The following is a 19,553-nucleotide window of genomic DNA, read 5'->3' as shown; positions in this document are numbered from 1 at the left end:
CCATGACCGAGCAATCTTCGCGCGTGTTCAACGTGCTGTTCCTCTGCACTGGCAACTCGGCCCGGTCAATCATCGCGGAAAGCGTCCTGCGCCGGGATGGTGGCGGACGCTTCCGTGCCTTCTCGGCCGGAAGTCACCCAAAGGGTGAGGTCCATCCGACCGCGCTCAAGGTGCTGGAGAACTTCCACTATCCGACCGATGGCCTGCGCTCCAAGAGCTGGGACGAGTTCGCCGTGCCGGATGCCCCGGTGATGGATTTTGTGTTCACCGTCTGCGACAACGCTGCCGGTGAGGCCTGTCCGATCTGGCCCGGCCAGCCGATGACGGCGCATTGGGGAATCGAAGATCCCGCCGCTGCGACGGGCACCGGGCTTTTGCGCGAAATGTCCTTCATCAACGCGCTGAGGTATATGAAAGCCCGGATCGCAGCCTTTACGGCGCTCCCCATCGCCTCCCTTGATCGGATGAGTCTTGCGACCAGGTTGTGCGACATCGGCCGGGCCGAGGGTGCGACCCGACCCCGGCCGGATGTGGCGTGAGGGGCGGATCATGGATGTCGTGATCTACCACAACCCCGACTGCGGCACGTCCAGGAACACGCTCGGCCTGATCCGCAACGCCGGGGTCGAGCCGCATGTGATCGAATACCTGAAATGCCCGCCGAGCCGTGAACTGCTGGTGCAATTTATCGCGCGCATGGGGGTCACCGCCCGCGATCTGCTGCGCGAGAAGGGCACACCCTTTGCCGAGCTTGGTCTTGGCGATCCGGCGCTGACCGAGGATCAGCTTCTGGATGCGATGATGGCGCATCCGATTCTCATCAACCGGCCCATCGTGGTCAGCCCCAAGGGGGTGCGGCTCTGCCGCCCGTCCGAAGCAGTGCTGGACCTTCTGCCCCCGCAATAAGGCGCGTTCTCGAAAGAGGACGGGGAAGCCGTGGTGGGGGCTGACGGCCACCGCGTGACGCCCGCCGCAACCTGATCGGAGACCAAGACCATGACCGCACTCGCGCCGCCTTCGCGGCTCTCTTTCCTCGACCGTTGGCTGACTCTGTGGATCTTCGCCGCGATGGCGCTTGGCATCATGCTTGGGACGGTGTTCCCCGGCCTGCCGGGCGCCCTCGATGCGCTCTCGGCCGGCACCACGAACATTCCCATCGCCATCGGCCTGATCCTGATGATGTATCCGCCCTTGGCGAAGGTGCGATACGAGGAACTGCCCCGCGTCTTCGCGGATCGCCGGGTGCTGGTTCTGTCGCTGGTGCAGAACTGGATCATCGGCCCGGTGCTGATGTTCGCCCTTGCCGTGATCTTCTTGCGCGACCAACCAGAATATATGACGGGCCTGATCCTGATCGGGCTGGCGCGCTGCATCGCCATGGTGCTGGTCTGGAACCAGCTCGCCCGAGGCGATGGCCAGTATGTCGCGGCGCTGGTCGCCTTCAACTCGGTGTTCCAGATCCTGTTCTTCTCCACCTATGCCTGGTTCTTCCTATCGGTCCTGCCGCCGCTGTTCGGGCTGGAAGGCAGCGTGATCGACGTGAGTTTCTGGACCATTACCGAAGCCGTGCTGATCTACCTCGGCATCCCCTTCGCTGCTGGGTTCCTGACCCGACGCATCCTCGTCTCCCGCAAGGGCGAGGGCTGGTATGAGACCGCCTTCCTGCCCCGGATCGGCCCGATCACGCTGGCGGCGCTCCTGTTCACCATCGTTGCCATGTTCAGCCTGAAAGGCGGCGACGTGGTGCGCCTGCCGGTCGATGCCCTGCGGATCGCGGTGCCGCTGGCGCTCTACTTCGTCATCCAGTTCATCGTCAGCTTCGCCATGGGGCGGCTGATCGAGGCCGACTATCCGCGCACAACGGCCATCGCCTTCACGGCGGCGGGCAATAACTTCGAGCTAGCGATTGCGGTTGCCATCGCCGCCTTCGGCCTGGCCTCGCCGGTCGCCTTCGCGGCGGTGATCGGCCCGTTGGTCGAGGTGCCCGCGCTGATCCTGCTGGTCCATGTCGCGCTGCGCCTCGGCGCGCGATGGTTCCCGCAGGAGGCGAAGGCGGGCGGGTCTGCGGTCATGGCGAAGACCAGATGATCGCCGCCGACGCGCCGGGCGCCCGGCGCTGGCCGGTGATCTCGGCCCTCGGGATCGTCCAGATCTTCGCATGGGGCAGTTCCTACTACCTGCTGGCCGTGTTCGCAGGGCCTATTGCGGCCGAGACAGGTTGGCCGCTGTCGTGGGTCGTCGGCGGCCTGTCGTTGGGCCTGTTCGTCGCCGGTATGGCCTCGCCCCGCGTGGGCGAGGCGATCCGGCGTCATGGCGGGAGGCCGGTCCTGGCGCTGTCGAGCATTCTGCTCGCTGCCGGGCTGCTGATCTTCGCTACCGCGCCGGTCCTGCCGGTGTTCGTGGCAGGGTGGATCGTTCTAGGGATCGGGATGGGTGCTGGCCTCTATGATGCGGCCTTTGCCACCCTGGGCGGCATCTACGGGCGCAAGGCCCGATCCGCGATCACCACGCTGACACTGTGGGGCGGGTTCGCCAGCACGGTCTGCTGGCCGCTGTCGGCACTCTTCATCGAGCATCTGGGCTGGCGCTGGTCCTGTGTCGCCTATGCCCTGATCCAGCTCGGGCTATGCCTGCCGCTGATCCTGTTCGTTCTGCCGGGCAACGGGCGCGCCGCTCCCGCCGCTGCTGATCGGCAAAGCACGATCCGGCTTTCCGGGCCGGAGCGGCGAGCCTACCTCACCATGATGGCGATCATGGTCCTGGCGGGCCTCTCCGTCACCATCGTTTCGGTTCATCTGCTGACCATGCTGCAAGGCCGGAGCCTGTCGCTGGCCGAAGCCGTCGCCCTCGGGGCCTTGATCGGTCCCGCCCAGGTGACGGCCCGGCTGATCGAGATGGCAGGCGGCGGGCGGCATCACCCGATCTGGACATTGGCCGGAGCGGTGGGCCTGTCCGCCGTGGGCCTGGTCATGCTGGCCCTCGGCCTGCCGCTCGTCGGTGCCGCCATCTTCCTCTATGCGGCCGGGAACGGCATCTTCTCGATAGCCAAGGGTGCTCTTCCTCTGGCCCTGTTCGGTGCAGACCGCTACGCCCCGATCATGGGCAGGCTGGCGCGGCCCTCGTTGATCGCCCAAGCCATTGCGCCAACACTCGGAGCAATGCTGCTCTCTGCTGCCGGGACCGATTGGACGCTGAATGTGCTGGCGACCCTAGCGCTCGCCAACATCTTGCTCGTCATCATTCTCTGGAAAGATATGGAATAAAATAGGCCGCTGCTGGATGCCAGCAGCGGCGTGCATCGTCGGGATGGGTCAATTTTGCGTGTCGTTTGCGATACTTACCAGTGTCGCTTGACACCTGTCCGCTGCCGAGCTGACTTCGATGAGCCCAACTGTTGAAAGGCACGCTGCATGTCTTGGGGCTTGAGCAGGCAGCCAACAGTGCAGAGCGAGCAAAGCCAGCCGGGTTGGAGATGTGGGGATTCTAGTCGGTGGTAGCTTGAAAGGTGCCGCCCGTTGGGCGGGCGCAAACCCCATTCCGCCCCAGCCTCGTGGGGGCGGTCGGAATGCGGTTTGCGCGCAGCCTGACCCCGGCCCGCTCGCATCACGACGGGCCGTAGGGACGGGGTCAGGCGAATTCGTTTTCCCAGCAGGCCATCATCCAGCGCTCATCGCTGTCGGGCAGTTCGATGCCGTAGAATTCCAGCACCTGAGTGAGGTCGTAGATGCGTTCTTCCTGCTCCGGCTCGGTCAGTGCGGCCCACCAATTGCGTGCCTTGACCTCATCCGGCTCGAAGATCGATGCGGGCAGTTCGCCTTTGAACGGTTGCGGGGTCATCAGTTGTTTCCTGTCATTTGCCGCTGGGTGGTATCCAGCACTGCCGCTGATCCGGCGAGGCTGAAGAGGGGGAGATGGCCCATGCCTTGCCTGGACCATTTCCTGGGCGGGAACCCCGTTCAGCGCGTGAGGTTCCTGCCCTCACCCCTTGAACCGGGAAACCTCGGGCAGCGCGGGAAGGTATCGCAGGGCTGCCAATGCCATCTCCGCATTCACGCCTGCCGGCAGATCGACGGTATCTCCCTCCGCGATATGCATCAGCCGCGCCCGCAGCGTATTCCAGCTGAGGGGGCGGCCGGCCATCATCTTTGCCATCACGACCCGCCCGATGGTGAACGCAACCATGTCCGGGTTGTTCAGATAGTCAGGCCCTTTGCGCCGATATCCGTTGGCTGCGTGCATGGTCCCGTGGGAGGTCATCACTTGCCTCCCGTCATCCATGGCCGGATCGCGTCCAGAGCCGCCGCCGATCCGGCGAGGCTGAAGCGGTGGCGCTTGCCGCCGAAGCCGATCTCGACCCATTCCGCCTGCCGCACGTTGTGGACGAAGAGGTTGGTCGCGCCCATGCCGGCCGTGTCGAAATTGCTCAGCAGGATGTCGCTGCCGTCTGCCACGAAATCCAGCCTCTCGCCATTCGAGAACCGGATGCTGACCCGTTCGCCCGCCTCGGCGTTGCGGCCGTCCAGCGTCACGCTGACGCGGCAGTTGTTGAAGTCGCAGGTGCCGTTGGCGTCGAGTTCGTTCATCTGGTCGGTGCGGGTGATCCAGATCTCGTTGCCGCGCACCCGGCGCGGGCTGACCTCGCCGGTCTCGTTGGTGAAGGTCCAGTATTCGGCGCCGCCCTCGACGGACGCTTCGAAATACCAACCCGCGGCGAAGGCCGGGCTGGCGAGGGCGATCAGCGCGGCCGTGAACAGGTGCTTCATGCTTCCAGATCCTCCGGGGGAATGTCGATGCCGGTATCCGCCAGCGCCTGCGCGATCAGCTGGCTCATGGTGATGTCGCGCCGCAGTGCCTCGATCCGCAGGGATTTGTGGGCCTCGGCGCTGAGGCAGATCGAGGTGCGCTTCGGGCCGGCGGTTGGTTTCCGCTTCGCGGTTCTCATCGATACCAGCCCTCCGGCATCCGGGGGATCACATAGCGCAGGAACAGGCCGACACCGCCGGCGAACAACATGAAGGGCGACAGTAACAGGAAGGCGATCAACCCGTCGAATGCCGTCGTTCGGTCATCGACCGATGCAACCCAGGTGCCAAAGATTATACCGGCAAGAACGAAGAATGCGGCCACGCCGAGCATGAAGGCCGATGCCTGGCGCCAGCTTTCGACCGAGCGGCCCCACACCCCGCGGATCGCCCCGCAGGCAGGGCAGGTGGAGGCCTCGGCGTGAATCTCGGTCATGCAATGCGGACATTGTTGGGGCATGACGGGCTCCTTGATGTCGAATGAATGTTAAAACAGGTAGAGTTAAAAGCGTCGGTGCACAATAGCATTGTGCATGAAGACGACCCCCAGAAGCCCTCTGCGAGACATCGTGGCGCGCAACATGCGTAGGCTGCGGGCCGAGCGCGGCTGGTCGCAGGAGTACCTGGCGCATGAATGCGGGTTGAACCGGACCTATCTCAGCGCGGTCGAGCGGTCAGAGCAGAACATCTCTATCGACAACCTGTACAGGGTGGCACAAGGTTTAGGAGTCGAGAGTTGGACATTGCTGAAGGTCGAGTAGTCGGTGGCAAGGGCGAAAAACCGTCTGACGGAAGCGCGGCGTCGCTACCGCAGTGAAGTCAGGATAGAAATCACTCGTGCAAGGCGCCGCAGACGGCTGTCCCTTTGCCTTCGATCCACTGTGAAAGTGTGCGGATCCGGCTTTGCGGTTCGAGCGCTATTCCCTGTAGCGCGCTGCTTTGGATGGCGGACAAGCTCGAGAGCGAGGACGGCGACCGGGCGCGGCGTCTAGACAAAAACGGGAAAGATGGTATTCGAGACTGTATGATCTTGCTCTGGATTCGCCTCAACGTTGAGTGGCGAGAGTAGGAGGCTTTGCCCTGCTGGATGAGTCTCGGTTCGGGATGTGATATGATGGAGAATATTTGATGGCTCGTGGGCGGCCAAGGAAAGCTGTGTCTGAGCCGGAAAAATCCAATTCTCGGGCGTTTGAAGCACCTCTTTGGGCTGCTGCTGACAAACTGCGCGGCAACATGGACGCAGCGGAGGGCTCTGTTGCACAAATCCTGTGAGGGATTCATCTTGTGAATCCAGTATGGTAGCTGGAGGGCATGAGCAGACCCACACCCCCCGCATACAAGACCAGGAACTGGCCCACATATAACGAAGCGCTCAAGCGCCGCGGCTCGCTGACGATCTGGTTTGATCCCTCCATGATCTGGGAGGCTGCGCCGACCGGCAAACGGGGGCGACAGCCCGACTACAGTGACGCAGCCATCCAAACCTGCCTGACGATGAAGGTGTTGTTCGGGATGGCGCTGCGGCAGACGACTGGGTTCGTCGAGAGCTTGCTTCGACTGATCGACCTGAACTGGGCTGTGCCGAACTTCAGCACCCTCAGCCGCCGCCAGAAGACTCTGAAGGTCAACATCCCGTTTCGCGGATCACAAGGGCCGCTGCACCTCTTGATCGACAGCACCGGGATCAAGGTCGAGGGCGAAGGGGAGTGGAACGCGCGCAAGCACGGCGGCACCAAACGCCGCGTCTGGCGCAAGATCCACATCGGAATTGACGAGCAAACGCTGGAAATTAGGGCGGCGGAGTTCACGACCAGCGATGTGGGCGATGCGCCCATGCTGCCCGAATTGCTCGACCAGATTCCGCCTGATCAAGAGATCGCCAGCGTCACCGCTGATGGCGCCTTCGACACGCGCAAATGCCATGACGCCATCGCCGCCCGGGGTGCCGCTGCAATCATTCCACCCCGCAAAAACGCCAAGCCATGGAAGCCCGACTCTGCCGGAGCAATCGCACGGAACGAAGCCCTGCGCGCATCGAAGCGCTTCGGTAGGACGATCTGGCGACGATGGAGCGGCTATCACCGCCGAAGCCGCGTCGAAACGAAGATGCACTGTGTGAAACTGCTGGGTCAGCGCCTCATGGCGCGGGACTTCGACCGCCAGGTCGCGGAGTTCCAGATCCGTGTCGCCGTCCTGAACGGCTTCACCGCACTCGGCATACCCGAAACTCAAGCCGTGGGATGACTCCGTCGGGGGAAAGGGGAACTCTGACCGTCAGTCAATTTGTGCAACAGAGTCCACAGTACCCAGAGAATTTGACCGGTAGCATGGATCGGGTTTCGTTCGCAGCCGTTACCCGCTGTGAGAGGCAGCAAATGATCACCCGGTTGACGTTGACCTGCCCCGGGATTTTTCCTCCAGATGCGATTAGAGTCCGGCCCAACTTGAGGACGGACAATGAAGCGAACGCGATTTACGGACGAGCAGATCATCAGCATCCTGGCCGAGCATGAGGCCGGTGCGAAGTGTGCCGATCTGTGCCGCAAGCACGGCATGTCGGAAGGCACCTTTTACAACTGGAAGGCCAAGTTCGGCGGCATGACCGTGTCGGAGGCGAAGCGGCTAAAGGCGCTCGAGGACGAGAACGCGAAGCTGAAGAAGCTGCTGGCCGAACAGATGCTCGACCTGGCGGCAATGAAGGACCTGGTTTCAAAAAAGTGGTAGGGCCCGCCGTGAAGCGCGAAGCCGTCGCATATCTGCAGGCTGAGCACGGCCTGTCGGAACGACGGGCCTGCCTCATCGCCGGTGCGGATCGGAAGATGATCCGCTATCAGTCACAACGCCGGCCCGACACGGAATTGCGTGGGCGGCTGCGAGAGCTCGCCAATGAGCGCCGTCGGTTCGGCTATCGGCGACTCTTCATCCTGTTGCGACGCGAGGGGGAGCCTTCCGGGATCAATCGGGTCTACCGTTTGTATCGCGAGGAAGGGTTGACGGTGCGCAAACGGAAGGCTCGGCGCAAAGCTATCGGGACACGGGCGCCGATCCTGGTCGAGGCGCAGCCCAATGCACGCTGGTCGCTGGATTTCGTCCATGACCAGTTCGATTGCGGGCGAAGATTCCGGGTGCTGAACATCGTCGATGACGTGACCCGGGAATGTTTGGCGGCAATCCCCGACACGTCGATTTCAGGCCGAAGGGTGGCACGGGAGTTTCGGGCCGAGCCTCGGCCGAACCCGGGCGGTATCGCACGGTGCGCACGCCCTACATGCGCGAGATCATGGACCGCCTGTCGCCGGGCGATCCCACGCAGCGGATCGTGTTCATGAAGGCCGCGCAGGTCGGCGCGACCGAGGCCGGCAACAACTGGTTCGGGTTCGCGATCCACCAGGCGCCGGGTCCGGTGCTGGCGGTCCAGCCGACGGTGGAACTGGCGAAACGCAACTCGCGGCAGCGGATCGACCCGTTGATCGACGAGAGCCCCGAGCTGCGGGAGCGGGTCAAACCGGCGCGCTCGCGGGACGCGGGCAACACCATGCTGTCGAAGGAGTTCGCGGGTGGCATCCTGATCATGACCGGGGCCAACTCGGCGGTCGGCCTGCGGTCTACCCCGGCGCGCTACATCTTCCTCGACGAGGTCGATGCCTATCCGGCCTCCGCCGACGAGGAAGGCGATCCCGTCACGCTGGCCGAGGCGCGGTCGCTGACCTTCGCCCATCGGCGGAAGGTGCTGCTGGTCTCGACGCCCACCATCCGAGGGCTGTCGCGCATCGAGCGGGAGTTCGAGGCCAGCGACCAGCGGCGGTACTTCGTGCCGTGCCCGCATTGCGGCGCGATGCAGTGGCTGAAGTTCGACCGGCTGCGCTGGCAGAAGGGCCGCCCGGAGACGGCGGAATATCACTGCGAGGGCTGCGAGACGCCCATCGCGGAGCACCACAAGACGGCGATGCTGGAGGGTGGCGAATGGCGGGCGACCGCCACGGCCGCCGATCCGACCACGGTCGGATATCACCTGTCGGCGCTCTATTCGCCGATCGGCTGGCTGAGCTGGGAGCGGATCGTGCGGGCATGGGACGCGGCTCAGGGGTCGGACGAGGCAATCAAGGCGTTCCGCAACACGATCCTCGGCGAGACGTGGGTCGAGACCGGGGAAGCGCCGGACTGGCAGCGGCTCTACGACCGGCGCGAGCGCTGGACGACCGGCACGGTGCCTGCGGGCGGGCTGTTCCTGACCGCCGGGGCCGACGTGCAGAAGGACCGGATCGAGGTCGATGTCTGGGCCTGGGGTCGTGGACTTGAGTCCTGGCTCGTCGATCATGTCGTGATCGAGGGTGGGCCGGATCGGCACGACGCGTGGTCGGAGCTGACCGCGCTTCTGGATCGAAGCTGGCCGCACGAACGCGGCGCGCATCTGCGGATCGCGCGGCTCGCCATCGACACCGGCTACGAGGCCCCGGCGGTCTATTCTTGGTCGCGGGCGCACGGCTTTGGGCAGGTATCGCCGGTCAAGGGTGTGGAGGGGTTCTACCGCTCGAGCCCGGTGTCGGGCCCGACCTTCGTCGACGCGACCGAGGGCGGGAAACGCCTGCGACGCGGAGCGCGGCTCTGGACCGTGGCGGTCTCGACCTTCAAGGCCGAGACCTACCGCTTCCTGCGGTTGGCGCGGCCGACCGAGGAGGAGATGGCCGACGGAGCGGCATTCCCGCCCGGCTCGGTGCACCTGCCGCACTGGGTCGAGAACGAATGGCTGAAGCAGTTCGTGGCCGAACAGCTGGTGACGGTGCGCACGAAGCGCGGCTTCGCCCGGCTCGAATGGCAGAAGCTGCGCGAACGTAACGAGGCGCTGGACTGCCGGGTCTATGCCCGCGCCGCCGCCTGGATCGCGGGCGCGGACCGTTGGTCTGAGGCGAAATGGCGCGACCTCGAGGATCAACTCGGGGCGGCCCCCACCGACACCGATCCCGCCGGGCAGATCAACAGGCAGGGACAGGCCCCGCAGGGCAAGCGCCGCTCCGACTGGCTCGGGCGGCGGGAGGGATGGTTCTGAACATGACGGACTGGACGGAAACTGAGCTCTCGGCGCTGCGCCGTTCCTATGCCAGCGGCACGACCCGGGTCAGCTATGACGGCAAGTCCGTGGACTACGGCTCTGCCGAGGATCTGCTGGCCCGCATCCGGACCATCGAACGCGCTATCGCGGGTACGATACGGCCATTGCCGGTCGCCGGGCTGGCGGGCTTCTCGCGCGGTGATCGCTGATGTCCGCCAACTGGTTTGACCACGCCATCGCCACGGTTGCGCCACGCATGATCCCGGTGCTGTCGATCAAGAGGTGCAGCGGCCCTTGTGATCCGCGAAACGGGATGTTGACCTTCAGAGTCTTCTGGCGGCGGCTGAGGGTGCTGAAGTTCGGCACAGCCCAGTTCAGGTCGATCAGTCGAAGCAAGCTCTCGACGAACCCAGTCGTCTGCCGCAGCGCCATCCCGAACAACACCTTCATCGTCAGGCAGGTTTGGATGGCTGCGTCACTGTAGTCGGGCTGTCGCCCCCGTTTGCCGGTCGGCGCAGCCTCCCAGATCATGGAGGGATCAAACCAGATCGTCAGCGAGCCGCGGCGCTTGAGCGCTTCGTTATATGTGGGCCAGTTCCTGGTCTTGTATGCGGGGGGTGTGGGTCTGCTCATGCCCTCCAGCTACCATACTGGATTCACAAGATGAATCCCTCACAGGATTTGTGCAACAGAGCCTATCAAAACCCATCCCGGCCGAGTTCGGCCTCAACGGGCTCTTCTTTCGCTATGAGCACCATTTCGTCTATTGGCGGCATAATCTCTCGAATGGCGATATCGGTATCGTGACCATCCTGCATGAAAGCATGCACCAAATTGACCGCTTTCGGGATGACTTCGGTTCGGGCTGACGAGTTGGTTTTCAAATGGGCGTCAGATTTGCGCAGCGTTTCGCAACCATCACGCCGGGGCGGACACTGGCACGGGGAAGGGTAAGGAACTAGAGCCATTCCCTCCGGCCCTTGGCGACCGCGGTGTGATAGGCTAGCAGCTAGGCGGGCAGGGCGCGCCGGAACCAGAACCTGGCATCGCGCAGGCGCTGAGCCAGCGCATTCCGATCATGAGGGAGGTCAGCAAAGATCGCATGGCCTGCGGCGCGACCATCCCGGCCGCTGCGGTTAGCAATGCGCCAGCGCGGTGGGTGCACTGCCATCGCGCGTCTTGCAGCGGGTCTGGAGCGTGGACCGCAGGTCGAGCAATGTTTCAAGCCCGCAATTGCCCTTCACCAGATCCTTCAGCGTCACCATGTCCAGTTCGTGATAGAACGCCTCGACCGCGCGGGCGATAAACCCGCGCAGGCGGCAGGTTTCGGACAGCGGGCAGGTGTTAGACTGCGGGTCGAAACATTCGGCAAAGGGCATGCCGCTTTCAAAGATGCGGAACACCCGGCCGATGGAAATCCGTTCCATCGGTTGGGCCAGCCGCAACCCGCCCGACCGACCGCGCAGGGTTTCGACGAAGCCGTTTTCCTGCAACAAATGCACCACCTGCAACAGATGGTTGGCCGAGGCGTTGCAGCGTTGCGCGATTTCGGCGGTGCGCACGATCTGTCCGTCATTGACCGCGCAGAACATCAGAACGCGGGTGGCAAGGTTCGTGCGGGTGGTCAGGCGCATGGCAAAAGTCTTATCCAGGGGGTGGTTTTTACGTTGATGTTACATTTCGTGCCGGCAGAACATGATCTGGATCAGATCGCGGCGGCGCTTTGGGATATAACTTGCATCTGAAAGATGGGTTTATCGCCGGGGACGCCAGGGACAATGGCCAAGACACATAACCTTGACCGGCTGATCGTGCCTGTCCGTGCCCCGATGCGCTGGCTTGCGGCGCTGTCGGTGGCGGGCAATCTGATCTGGCCGGTGCAGGCGGCTTTGGTTGCCGGGGCGATCGGCGCGGCGGTCAGCGGGGCGGTCGGCGGGGCACTGGCCGATCCGGCGCTGATGGTTGCGGGCTATGTGGCGTTGGGTCTTGTGCGCGCCGGGATCGGCCTGCTGGCCGACCGGAAGGCGCAGGGGCTGGCGGAAACCGTGATTTCGGGCCTGCGCGCGGGGATCGTGGATCAAGAGGCATGCCGCAGCCAACAGGGGGCGGGCGTGGGTGCGGGGGCCGTGGCCGCACTTGCGGCGGAAAAGCTTGAGGCGCTGACCCCTTGGCTGGTCCGCTATGCCCCCGCACGGGCGCGGGTCATGGTGGTGCCACTGGTCATCTTGGCGCTGGCCTTCTGGTTTTCCTGGGCGGCGGGGCTGATCCTCCTGATCTCGGGTCCGCTGATCCCGGTCTTCATGGCGCTGGTGGGCCTTGCAGCGAAAGAGGCCAGCGCCCGCCAGATGGCCGAGATCGGCAGCCTGAACGACCTGCTGGTCGACCGGCTGGGGGCGCTGCTGGATATCCGTCTGCTGGGGGCGTCGCATGCGGTCGAGGCGGGCTTTGCCGCGCAGGCGGGCGATCTGCGGGCGCGCACGATGGCGGTGCTGCGGCTGGCCTTTCTGTCGTCAACCGTGCTGGAACTGTTTGCCGCGATCGGTGTGGCGATGATGGCGGTGTTCGTCGGCTTTTCGCTGTTGGGCGAGCTGTCCTTTGGCACTTGGGGCGTGCCGCTGTCGCCGGCTGCAGGCATCTTTCTGCTGCTGCTGGCGCCGGACTTCTATCAGCCGCTGCGCGATCTGGCCGCCGCCTGGCATGACAAGGCCGCGGCCGAGGCGGTGGCGGATGAGCTGGCCGATTGGCGCAATCAGGATGGGGCGGCATTGCCGGGGCAGGGCGCGCGCGTTCCGCCGCTGGGCGGGCCTGCGACCATCGCGCTGACGGGCTGCGTGACGGGCCACGGCCTGCGGCTGCCAGACATGGCCATCGCCGCGGGCGAGGCGGTGGCGCTGGTCGGGCCTTCGGGGGCGGGCAAGACCTCGGCGCTGCGGCTGATGGCGGCGCTGGATCTGCCCGCGAAGGGCCGGGTGCGCGTCGCGGGGCAGGATCTGACCCCTGATCTGGCCGATGTCTGGCGCGCGCGGATCGGCTGGATGCCGCAGCGGGCGAGTTTTCTGAACACCTCGCTGCGGGGCAATGTCACGCTGGGGCGCGCGGGTGACATCGGGGCGGCGATGAAGGCCGCGGCGGCGCAGGCGGTGGTGGACCGGCTTCCGCGCGGGTTGGGTACGATCCTGGGCGAAACAGGAGGCGGTCTGTCGGGGGGCGAGGCGCGCCGCATGACGCTGGCGCGCGCGCTGTTCGGTGCGCCCGACGTTATCCTGGCCGATGAGCCGACGGCGGATCTGGATGCCCAGACCGCAGATGCGGTTGCCGAGGGGCTGCTGGCGGCGCGGGCGCGGGGCGTCACGCTGGTGATCGCAACCCACGATATGGACCTGGCGCAGCGGATGGACCGGATCATCCGGATCGGGGGGCGCGCATGAAATATCTGGTCCGCATCCTGCGCCTGATCGCGCGCGAACAGCGCCCGGCGTTGGCGCGCGGGGCGGCGCTGTCGCTGGTGGTTCTGCTGATGGGGGTGGCGCTGCTGGGCTTGTCGGGCTGGTTCATCACCGCGGCGGCGGCGGCGGGGCTGGCCGGGGCGGGGGCGGTCTTTGACGTCTTCCGCCCCTCGGCCATGGTGCGCTTTCTGGCGCTGGGGCGGACGGCGGCGCGCTATGGCGAACGGCTGCTGACCCATGACGCGGTTTTGCGCGGGCTGGAAAGCCTGCGGCTGGGGTTGTTGCGCGGGGTTTTGCGCGCGCCGCTGGACCGGATGATCCGGCTGCGCGGGGCGCAGGTGCTGAACCGGCTGACGGCGGATGTCGATGCGCTGGACGGTTTGGTGCTGCGGCTGGTGTTACCGGTGGCGGCGGGGGCGCTTGCGCTGCTGATCAGCTTTGCGGTGCTGTGGTGGCTGGTTGATCTGGCGGTGGCGGCCTGGATGCTGCTGGGCTGGCTGGTTGGTGCGGGGGCGGTTTTGTGGCACATGGGCCGGCAGGCCCCGGCCCCGTCACGCCGGATCGAGGCCGCCACCCAGGCCTTCCGCAGCCGGCTGATCGACCTTGTGCAGGCGCGCGACGATCTGGCGATCTATGGCCTGTTGCCGCGCCAGCAGGCCCAGACGCTGGCGGCCGAAACCCGCCGGTTGCCGCTGCGCCGGGTGCTGGACCGGGCCGACCGGCGTGCGGGCGCCGCGCTGATGGCGGTGTCAGCGCTTGTTTCGGGCGGGGCGCTGTGGATCGGGCTGCGGCTCGCCGAGGCGGGACGGATCACACCCGCCGCGGCCGCGATCGGCTTTTTCACGGCGCTGGCGTTGTTTGAGGCTGCCGCGCCGCTGCGCCGGGCGCTGTCCGATCTGGGGCGCATGACCGATGCGGCCCGCCGCATTGCCCCGGCGCTGGCCGATCCGGTGCCGCCGCCCACGTCGCCCGAACGCGCCACGGCGCGGCTGATCTGCACCGATTGCGCCGTGACGCGCCCGGACAGCACGGCGCCGATTCTGGCCGGGGTCAGCCTGGCCGTCGGCCCCGGTGAAACCCTGGCACTGACCGGGCCAAGCGGGGTCGGCAAATCGACGCTGCTTCTGGCGCTGGCCGGGCTGCACCCGCTGGCGGGCGGCGCGATCACCCTGGGCGATCGCCCGCTGGACCAATGGTCCGAGGTGGCCTTGCGCGCCAGTCTCGCGCTGTTGCCGCAACGATCCGAACTGCTGACTGGATCGGTGGCCGAAAACCTGCGCCTTGCGGGCCCCGAGGCCAGCGATGACGACCTTTGGGCCGTGCTGGAGGCGGTGCAGTTGGCGCCCCTGCTGCGCCCGCGCGGCGGGCTGGACCTGCGCATTGGCCCGCGGGGGCAGGGGCTTTCGGGCGGGGAGCGGCGGCGCTTGGCGCTGGCGCGGGTGCTGGTGCGCCGCCCGGCTGTCCTGCTGCTGGATGAGCCGACCGAGGGGCTGGATGATGCGACCGCGCGGGCGGTTCTGGCCGGTGTGCGGCGGACCCTGCCCGATGCCGCGCTGGTCCTGGCCTCGCACCGCCGGGCCGAGGTGGATTTCGCGGACCGCCGCCTTGCGCTTTAAACTTGTGGCGCAAATGCAGCTTTATTGACGCAGATCAAAGCCAGACCTCGGCGGCGGGCTTACATTCCGAAATCGTAATCTGTTCACGACATGGGCGCCGCCCGTGTATTCTGGAGCGTAAGATATGGATTTCGGCATCGTCGAGCTGTCGCGCCTGCAATTCGCGATGACAGCGATGTACCACTTCCTCTTCGTGCCGCTGACCCTGGGTCTGTCGATCCTCGTGGCGATCATGGAGACGGTCTACGTCATGACCAACCGGCCGATCTGGCGACAGATGACCAAATTCTGGGGCACGCTGTTCGGGATCAACTTTGTCCTGGGCGTGGCCACTGGCATCACCATGGAATTCCAGTTCGGCATGAACTGGAGCTATTACAGCCATTATGTCGGCGACATCTTCGGCGCGCCGCTGGCGATCGAAGGGCTGATGGCCTTCTTCCTGGAAGCCACCTTCGTGGGCCTGTTCTTCTTTGGCTGGGCCAAGCTGACCAAGGTGCAGCACCTTGTGGTTGCCTGGCTGGTGGCGATCGGGTCGAACTTTTCGGCGCTGTGGATCCTGATCGCCAATGGCTGGATGCAAAACCCGGTGGGCGCCGAATTCAACCCCATGACCATGCGCATGGAGATGACCGATTTCTTCGCCGTCGTCTTCAATGAGGTGGCGCAGGCGAAATTCGTGCATACCGTCTCGGCGGGTTATGTGACCGCGTCGGTCTTTGTGATCGGGGTGTCGGCTTGGTATCTACTGAAGGGTCGTCACAGCGAACTGGCGCGCCGGTCGATCACGGTGGCGGCGGCCTTTGGCTTGGCCTCGGCCTTTTCGGTCGTGCTGCTGGGCGATGAATCGGGTTATTCGGCGACCCACAGCCAGAAGATGAAACTGGCCGCGATTGAGGGCATGTGGCACACCGAACCCGCGCCGGCCAGCTTCACCGCTTTCGGCTTCCCCGATCAAGAGGCGCGCGAAACCCATTACGCGCTGCATGTGCCCTATGTCATGGGCCTGATCGGCACCCGGTCGCTGACCACCGAAATTCCCGGGATCAGCGAACTGGTGGCCACAGCCGAGGACCGCATCCGGTCCGGCATGATCGCCTATGACGCCCTGATGCACATCCGTGAGGCGCGCGACCAGTCCGACCCGGTCGAACTTGCCCGGTTCGAGGAACATTCCGCCGATCTGGGCTTTGCCTTCCTGTTGCGCAAATATGTCGATGATCCGCGAACCGCGACCGAAGAGCAGATCAAGATGGCCGCCGATGATACGGTGCCGACGGTCTGGCCGCTGTTCTGGGCGTTCCGGATCATGGTGGCGCTGGGTTTTGGGTTCATCGCGACGATGGGCTATTTCTTCTGGCGCGCCTCGTTCCGGCAGATGCGCTATCCGCGCTGGGCGCTGCGCATGGCGGTGATCATGATCCCCGCGCCTTGGATCGCGGCCGAGATGGGGTGGTTCGTGGCCGAATTCGGCCGCCAGCCCTGGACGGTGGACGGCATCCTGCCCACTGCGCTGTCGGTTTCGGCTTTGTCGGTGACCGAGGTGGCGCTGACGCTGGCGGGCTTCATCCTGTTCTACACCGTGCTCTTCATCATAGAGATGGGGCTGATGCTGAAATTCATCCGCAAGGGCCCCTATCAGGATGTCGAGGAAACCGAAGCCTGGGTGGCGCGTCATCAGGCGCGGCTCTCGGGGCGGCGCAATGCCGATGCCATCGCCCAACCTGCGGAGTGACCGACATGATCTTGCATGAATTCATGAGCTATGAGCTGCTTCGCGTCATCTGGTGGCTGCTGCTGGGGGTGCTGCTGATCGGCTTTGCGCTGACCGACGGCTTTGACATGGGGGTGGGCGCGCTGATCCCCTTTGTGGGCCGGACCGATGTGGAACGGCGCGTCGCGATCAACACCGTCGGCCCCGTGTGGGAAGGCAACCAGGTCTGGTTCATCCTGGGCGGTGGCGCGATCTTTGCCGCCTGGCCGCCGCTTTATGCGGTGTCCTTCTCGGGCTTCTATCTGGCGATGTTCGTGGTGCTGGCGGCCTTCATCGTGCGCCCCGTCGCGTTCAAATACCGCTCCAAGCGCGATGATCCGCGCTGGCGCAATGCCTGGGATTGGGCGCTGTTCACCTCGGGCGCGGTGCCGGCGCTGCTGTTCGGGGTGGCGGTCGGCAATGTGATCCAGGGCGTGCCGTTCTATTTCACCGACGATCTGCACACGATCTATGAGGGCGCCTGGTATGCCAAGTTCATCGGCCTGCTGGACCCGTTCTCGATCCTGGCGGGGCTGGTGTCGCTGGCGATGCTGGTGATGCATGGCGCAGCCTGGCTGACGGTCAAGACCGAAGGCGTGGTGCAGGCCCGCGCGCGCGCCATCGGTTCGGTTGCGGCGCTGCTGGCGGTGGCGTTCTACGCGCTGGCCGGGGTTTGGATGGCGCTGGGCGTCGAGGGGTTCCGCATCGTGGGCGATTATGCCACCGGCGGCCCGTCGAACCCGCTGCATTTTGAGGTCGAGCGCACGGCCAGCTGGCTGACGGCCTATGCCGACCGCCCCTGGATCGCGATTGCGCCGGTCATGGGGATTGCCGGGGGGCTTTTGACCTTCGCCGGCCTGCGCGCAGGGCGCGAGGTTTCGACGCTGCTGTTTTCCAAGATGGCGATCCTGGGGGTGATTTCCTCGGTCGGGCTGACGATGTTTCCCTTCATCATGCCCTCGTCGCTGGACCCGCGGTCGTCGCTGACGGTCTGGAACAGCTCGTCCTCGCATCTGACGCTGTTCATCATGCTGGTCTGCGCGGTGATCTTCATGCCGATGATCCTGGCCTACACCGCCTGGGTCTACAAAGTCCTGTGGGGTAAGGTGACCGAGGCCGATGTCTCGGAAAACTCCCACTCTGTCTACTGAGGAAGGAACCGCCCATGTGGTATTTCGCCTGGATCCTCGGCCTGCCGCTGGCCGCCATCTTCGCCGTGATGAACGCGATGTGGCTTGAGCTGAAGGAAGACGAAAAGATGCTTGGCGGGTCAGATCCCGACAGCCGTCGAACCCTGCGGTAAATCCCCCGCAGGCCCCGCGTGGCGGCGACAGCGTCCCGTTGCCGCCACGCATTTATGATTGCGAAAGGCAGGTGCGATCCGCCTTTCGTCCGGTTTCCCAACACGCAAGACAGGAGATTTCCATGCGTAAACTCGCCGCTGCCACACTGATCGCGGGCTTGGGCCTTGCCGGTGCCGCCCAGGCCGAAGGGCCGAACAAGCTCTTGACGATCCTGACCGCGCCCGAACCCCAGACCCAGCTGATGGCGATGGTGTTGACGATGAACGCCATCGGGGCCGGGGCCGAGGCCGAGGTGCTGCTGTGCGGTCCGGCCGGGGATATCGCGCTGAAAGAGGCGCCCGCAAGCGCCACCGAAGGCCAGCCGCCCAAGGGGGCAAGCCCGCAGGGCCTGCTGAAGACGATGATCGAAAAGAACGGCCTGAAGGTGCAGGTCTGCGCGATCTATCTGCCCGGCAAGGGCGCGGATGCCAGCATCCTGATGGACGGCGTCACCGCCGCCGCCCCCGATGCGATGGGCGCGGCCATCGTGGCGCCGAATACCACGGTCATGAGCTTCTGATCGTCCCAAAGGGCTCTGTTGCACAAATCCTGTGAGGGATTCATCTTGTGAATCCAGTATGGTAGCTGGAGGGCATGAGCAGACCCACACCCCCCGCATACAAGACCAGGAACTGGCCCACATATAACGAAGCGCTCAAGCGCCGCGGCTCGCTGACGATCTGGTTTGATCCCTCCATGATCTGGGAGGCTGCGCCGACCGGCAAACGGGGGCGACAGCCCGACTACAGTGACGCAGCCATCCAAACCTGCCTGACGATGAAGGTGTTGTTCGGGATGGCGCTGCGGCAGACGACTGGGTTCGTCGAGAGCTTGCTTCGACTGATCGACCTGAACTGGGCTGTGCCGAACTTCAGCACCCTCAGCCGCCGCCAGAAGACCCTGAAGGTCAACATCCCGTTTCGCGGATCACAAGGGCCGCTGCACCTCTTGATCGACAGCACCGGGATCAAGGTCGAGGGCGAAGGGGAGTGGAACGCGCGCAAGCACGGCGGCACCAAACGCCGCGTCTGGCGCAAGATCCACATCGGAATTGACGAGCAAACGCTGGAAATTAGGGCGGCGGAGTTCACGACCAGCGATGTGGGCGATGCGCCCATGCTGCCCGAATTGCTCGACCAGATTCCGCCTGATCAAGAGATCGCCAGCGTCACCGCTGATGGCGCCTTCGACACGCGCAAATGCCATGACGCCATCGCCGCCCGGGGTGCCGCTGCAATCATTCCACCCCGCAAAAACGCCAAGCCATGGAAGCCCGACTCTGCCGGAGCAATCGCACGGAACGAAGCCCTGCGCGCATCGAAGCGCTTCGGTAGGACGATCTGGCGACGATGGAGCGGCTATCACCGCCGAAGCCGCGTCGAAACGAAGATGCACTGTGTGAAACTGCTGGGTCAGCGCCTCATGGCGCGGGACTTCGACCGCCAGGTCGCGGAGTTCCAGATCCGTGTCGCCGTCCTGAACGGCTTCACCGCACTCGGCATACCCGAAACTCAAGCCGTGGGATGACTCCGTCGGGGGAAAG

At 65.0% G+C, this 19,553-nt stretch carries 20 protein-coding genes and 4 pseudogenes; 17 read left to right on the top strand and 7 right to left on the bottom strand.

Annotated features, from left to right (window positions below; translation table 11 throughout):
• Positions 1-2 precede the first annotated feature (2 nt).
• The 4 genes and pseudogenes from ESD82_RS16915 (at position 3) to ESD82_RS16900 (ending at position 3,263) form a co-directional block, all read left to right on the top strand.
• A complete protein-coding gene (locus ESD82_RS16915) occupies positions 3-539 on the top strand; it encodes an arsenate reductase ArsC (RefSeq protein WP_208852064.1) in 537 nt (178 codons plus the stop codon).
• 10 nt (positions 540-549) lie between these two features.
• Positions 550-981 (top strand): annotated as a pseudogene (gene arsC / locus ESD82_RS16910) (arsenate reductase (glutaredoxin)).
• A gap of 15 nt (positions 982-996) precedes the next feature.
• On the top strand, positions 997-2,088 hold the full coding sequence (gene arsB, locus ESD82_RS16905) for an ACR3 family arsenite efflux transporter (RefSeq protein ID WP_028710993.1): 1,092 nt from the start codon (positions 997-999) through the stop codon (positions 2,086-2,088).
• Complete coding sequence (locus ESD82_RS16900) at positions 2,085-3,263, top strand: MFS transporter (RefSeq protein WP_036765906.1); 1,179 nt, start codon at positions 2,085-2,087, stop codon at positions 3,261-3,263. The genes arsB and ESD82_RS16900 overlap by 4 nt, the downstream gene beginning before the upstream one ends.
• Positions 3,264-3,627: 364 nt before the next feature.
• On the opposite strand, the gene ESD82_RS16895 is transcribed toward ESD82_RS16900, so the two are convergent.
• From ESD82_RS16895 to ESD82_RS16875, 5 genes are all read right to left on the bottom strand, one after another.
• The gene (locus ESD82_RS16895; RefSeq protein WP_147427764.1) at positions 3,628-3,837 is read right to left on the bottom strand and encodes a hypothetical protein; all 210 of its coding nucleotides are present in this window, start codon (positions 3,835-3,837) and stop codon (positions 3,628-3,630) included.
• Between the two features lie 141 nt (positions 3,838-3,978).
• A complete protein-coding gene (locus tag ESD82_RS16890) occupies positions 3,979-4,257 on the bottom strand; it encodes a hypothetical protein (protein ID WP_147427765.1) in 279 nt (92 codons plus the stop codon).
• Positions 4,257-4,763 carry a DUF1176 domain-containing protein gene (locus tag ESD82_RS16885; protein WP_147427766.1) on the bottom strand — a complete coding sequence of 169 codons (507 nt, stop codon included), beginning with the start codon at positions 4,761-4,763 and terminating at the stop codon, positions 4,257-4,259. The genes ESD82_RS16890 and ESD82_RS16885 overlap by 1 nt, the downstream gene beginning before the upstream one ends.
• The gene (locus tag ESD82_RS16880) at positions 4,760-4,942 is read right to left on the bottom strand and encodes a hypothetical protein (protein ID WP_147427767.1); all 183 of its coding nucleotides are present in this window, start codon (positions 4,940-4,942) and stop codon (positions 4,760-4,762) included. The genes ESD82_RS16885 and ESD82_RS16880 overlap by 4 nt, the downstream gene beginning before the upstream one ends.
• On the bottom strand, positions 4,939-5,238 hold the full coding sequence (locus tag ESD82_RS16875; RefSeq protein WP_244314536.1) for a zinc ribbon domain-containing protein: 300 nt from the start codon (positions 5,236-5,238) through the stop codon (positions 4,939-4,941). The genes ESD82_RS16880 and ESD82_RS16875 overlap by 4 nt, the downstream gene beginning before the upstream one ends.
• Positions 5,239-5,335: 97 nt before the next feature.
• Between ESD82_RS16875 and ESD82_RS16870 the strand changes: the two genes are divergently transcribed.
• The 5 genes and pseudogenes from ESD82_RS16870 to ESD82_RS16850 all read left to right on the top strand — a co-directional run bounded on the left by ESD82_RS16870 (position 5,336) and on the right by ESD82_RS16850 (position 10,061).
• Complete coding sequence (locus ESD82_RS16870) at positions 5,336-5,563, top strand: helix-turn-helix domain-containing protein (protein WP_147427769.1); 228 nt, start codon at positions 5,336-5,338, stop codon at positions 5,561-5,563.
• 550 nt (positions 5,564-6,113) lie between these two features.
• Positions 6,114-7,046 carry an IS5-like element ISPpa8 family transposase gene (locus tag ESD82_RS16865; RefSeq protein WP_028713484.1) on the top strand — a complete coding sequence of 311 codons (933 nt, stop codon included), beginning with the start codon at positions 6,114-6,116 and terminating at the stop codon, positions 7,044-7,046.
• Positions 7,047-7,259: 213 nt separating this feature from the next.
• Positions 7,260-8,050, top strand: a pseudogene (locus ESD82_RS16860) (IS3 family transposase); the annotation flags it as partial.
• A gap of 20 nt (positions 8,051-8,070) precedes the next feature.
• A complete protein-coding gene (locus ESD82_RS16855; protein WP_244314535.1) occupies positions 8,071-9,849 on the top strand; it encodes a phage terminase large subunit family protein in 1,779 nt (592 codons plus the stop codon).
• A gap of 2 nt (positions 9,850-9,851) precedes the next feature.
• Positions 9,852-10,061, top strand: a complete 210-nt coding sequence (locus ESD82_RS16850; RefSeq protein WP_074991569.1) for a phage head-tail joining protein — start codon at positions 9,852-9,854, stop codon at positions 10,059-10,061.
• A gap of 49 nt (positions 10,062-10,110) precedes the next feature.
• Here the strand turns inward: ESD82_RS16850 and ESD82_RS16845 are convergent.
• Positions 10,111-10,485 (bottom strand): annotated as a pseudogene (locus tag ESD82_RS16845) (IS5-like element ISPpa8 family transposase); the annotation flags it as partial.
• A 62-nt stretch (positions 10,486-10,547) separates the two neighbouring features.
• Between ESD82_RS16845 and ESD82_RS22280 the strand changes: the two are divergent.
• Positions 10,548-10,721 (top strand): annotated as a pseudogene (locus ESD82_RS22280) (type II toxin-antitoxin system RelE/ParE family toxin); the annotation flags it as partial.
• A 267-nt stretch (positions 10,722-10,988) separates the two neighbouring features.
• Here ESD82_RS22280 and ESD82_RS16835 read toward each other — a convergent pair.
• Entirely contained in the window at positions 10,989-11,486 is a 498-nt protein-coding gene (locus ESD82_RS16835; protein ID WP_024846101.1) for an RrF2 family transcriptional regulator, read from the bottom strand.
• Between the two features lie 144 nt (positions 11,487-11,630).
• Here ESD82_RS16835 and ESD82_RS16830 point away from each other — a divergent pair, with 144 nt between their 5' ends.
• From ESD82_RS16830 to ESD82_RS16800, 7 genes are all read left to right on the top strand, one after another.
• A complete protein-coding gene (locus tag ESD82_RS16830; protein ID WP_024846100.1) occupies positions 11,631-13,280 on the top strand; it encodes an ABC transporter ATP-binding protein/permease in 1,650 nt (549 codons plus the stop codon).
• Complete coding sequence (gene cydC / locus ESD82_RS16825) at positions 13,277-14,914, top strand: thiol reductant ABC exporter subunit CydC (protein WP_028710959.1); 1,638 nt, start codon at positions 13,277-13,279, stop codon at positions 14,912-14,914. Before ESD82_RS16830 ends, cydC begins: the two co-directional genes overlap by 4 nt.
• A gap of 124 nt (positions 14,915-15,038) precedes the next feature.
• Positions 15,039-16,649, top strand: a complete 1,611-nt coding sequence (locus ESD82_RS16820; RefSeq protein WP_024846099.1) for a cytochrome ubiquinol oxidase subunit I — start codon at positions 15,039-15,041, stop codon at positions 16,647-16,649.
• Between the two features lie 5 nt (positions 16,650-16,654).
• Positions 16,655-17,818: a cytochrome d ubiquinol oxidase subunit II gene (gene cydB, locus ESD82_RS16815; protein WP_024846098.1), complete on the top strand. Its 1,164-nt coding sequence runs from the start codon at positions 16,655-16,657 to the stop codon at positions 17,816-17,818.
• A 14-nt stretch (positions 17,819-17,832) separates the two neighbouring features.
• Positions 17,833-17,970, top strand: a complete 138-nt coding sequence (cydX, locus tag ESD82_RS16810; protein ID WP_074991410.1) for a cytochrome bd-I oxidase subunit CydX — start codon at positions 17,833-17,835, stop codon at positions 17,968-17,970.
• A 122-nt stretch (positions 17,971-18,092) separates the two neighbouring features.
• Complete coding sequence (locus ESD82_RS16805) at positions 18,093-18,530, top strand: hypothetical protein (RefSeq protein WP_024846097.1); 438 nt, start codon at positions 18,093-18,095, stop codon at positions 18,528-18,530.
• Between the two features lie 74 nt (positions 18,531-18,604).
• Positions 18,605-19,537 (top strand): IS5-like element ISPpa8 family transposase, encoded by a 933-nt coding sequence (locus ESD82_RS16800; protein WP_028713484.1) that lies wholly within the window; start codon positions 18,605-18,607, stop codon positions 19,535-19,537.
• Positions 19,538-19,553 lie beyond the last annotated feature (16 nt).

This window comes from Paracoccus pantotrophus (assembly GCF_008824185.1).
In the GTDB taxonomy this organism is placed as follows: domain Bacteria; phylum Pseudomonadota; class Alphaproteobacteria; order Rhodobacterales; family Rhodobacteraceae; genus Paracoccus; species Paracoccus pantotrophus.
The sequence above is the reverse complement of the archived record's forward strand: the minus strand, read 5'-3'. Positions and strand labels throughout refer to the sequence as shown.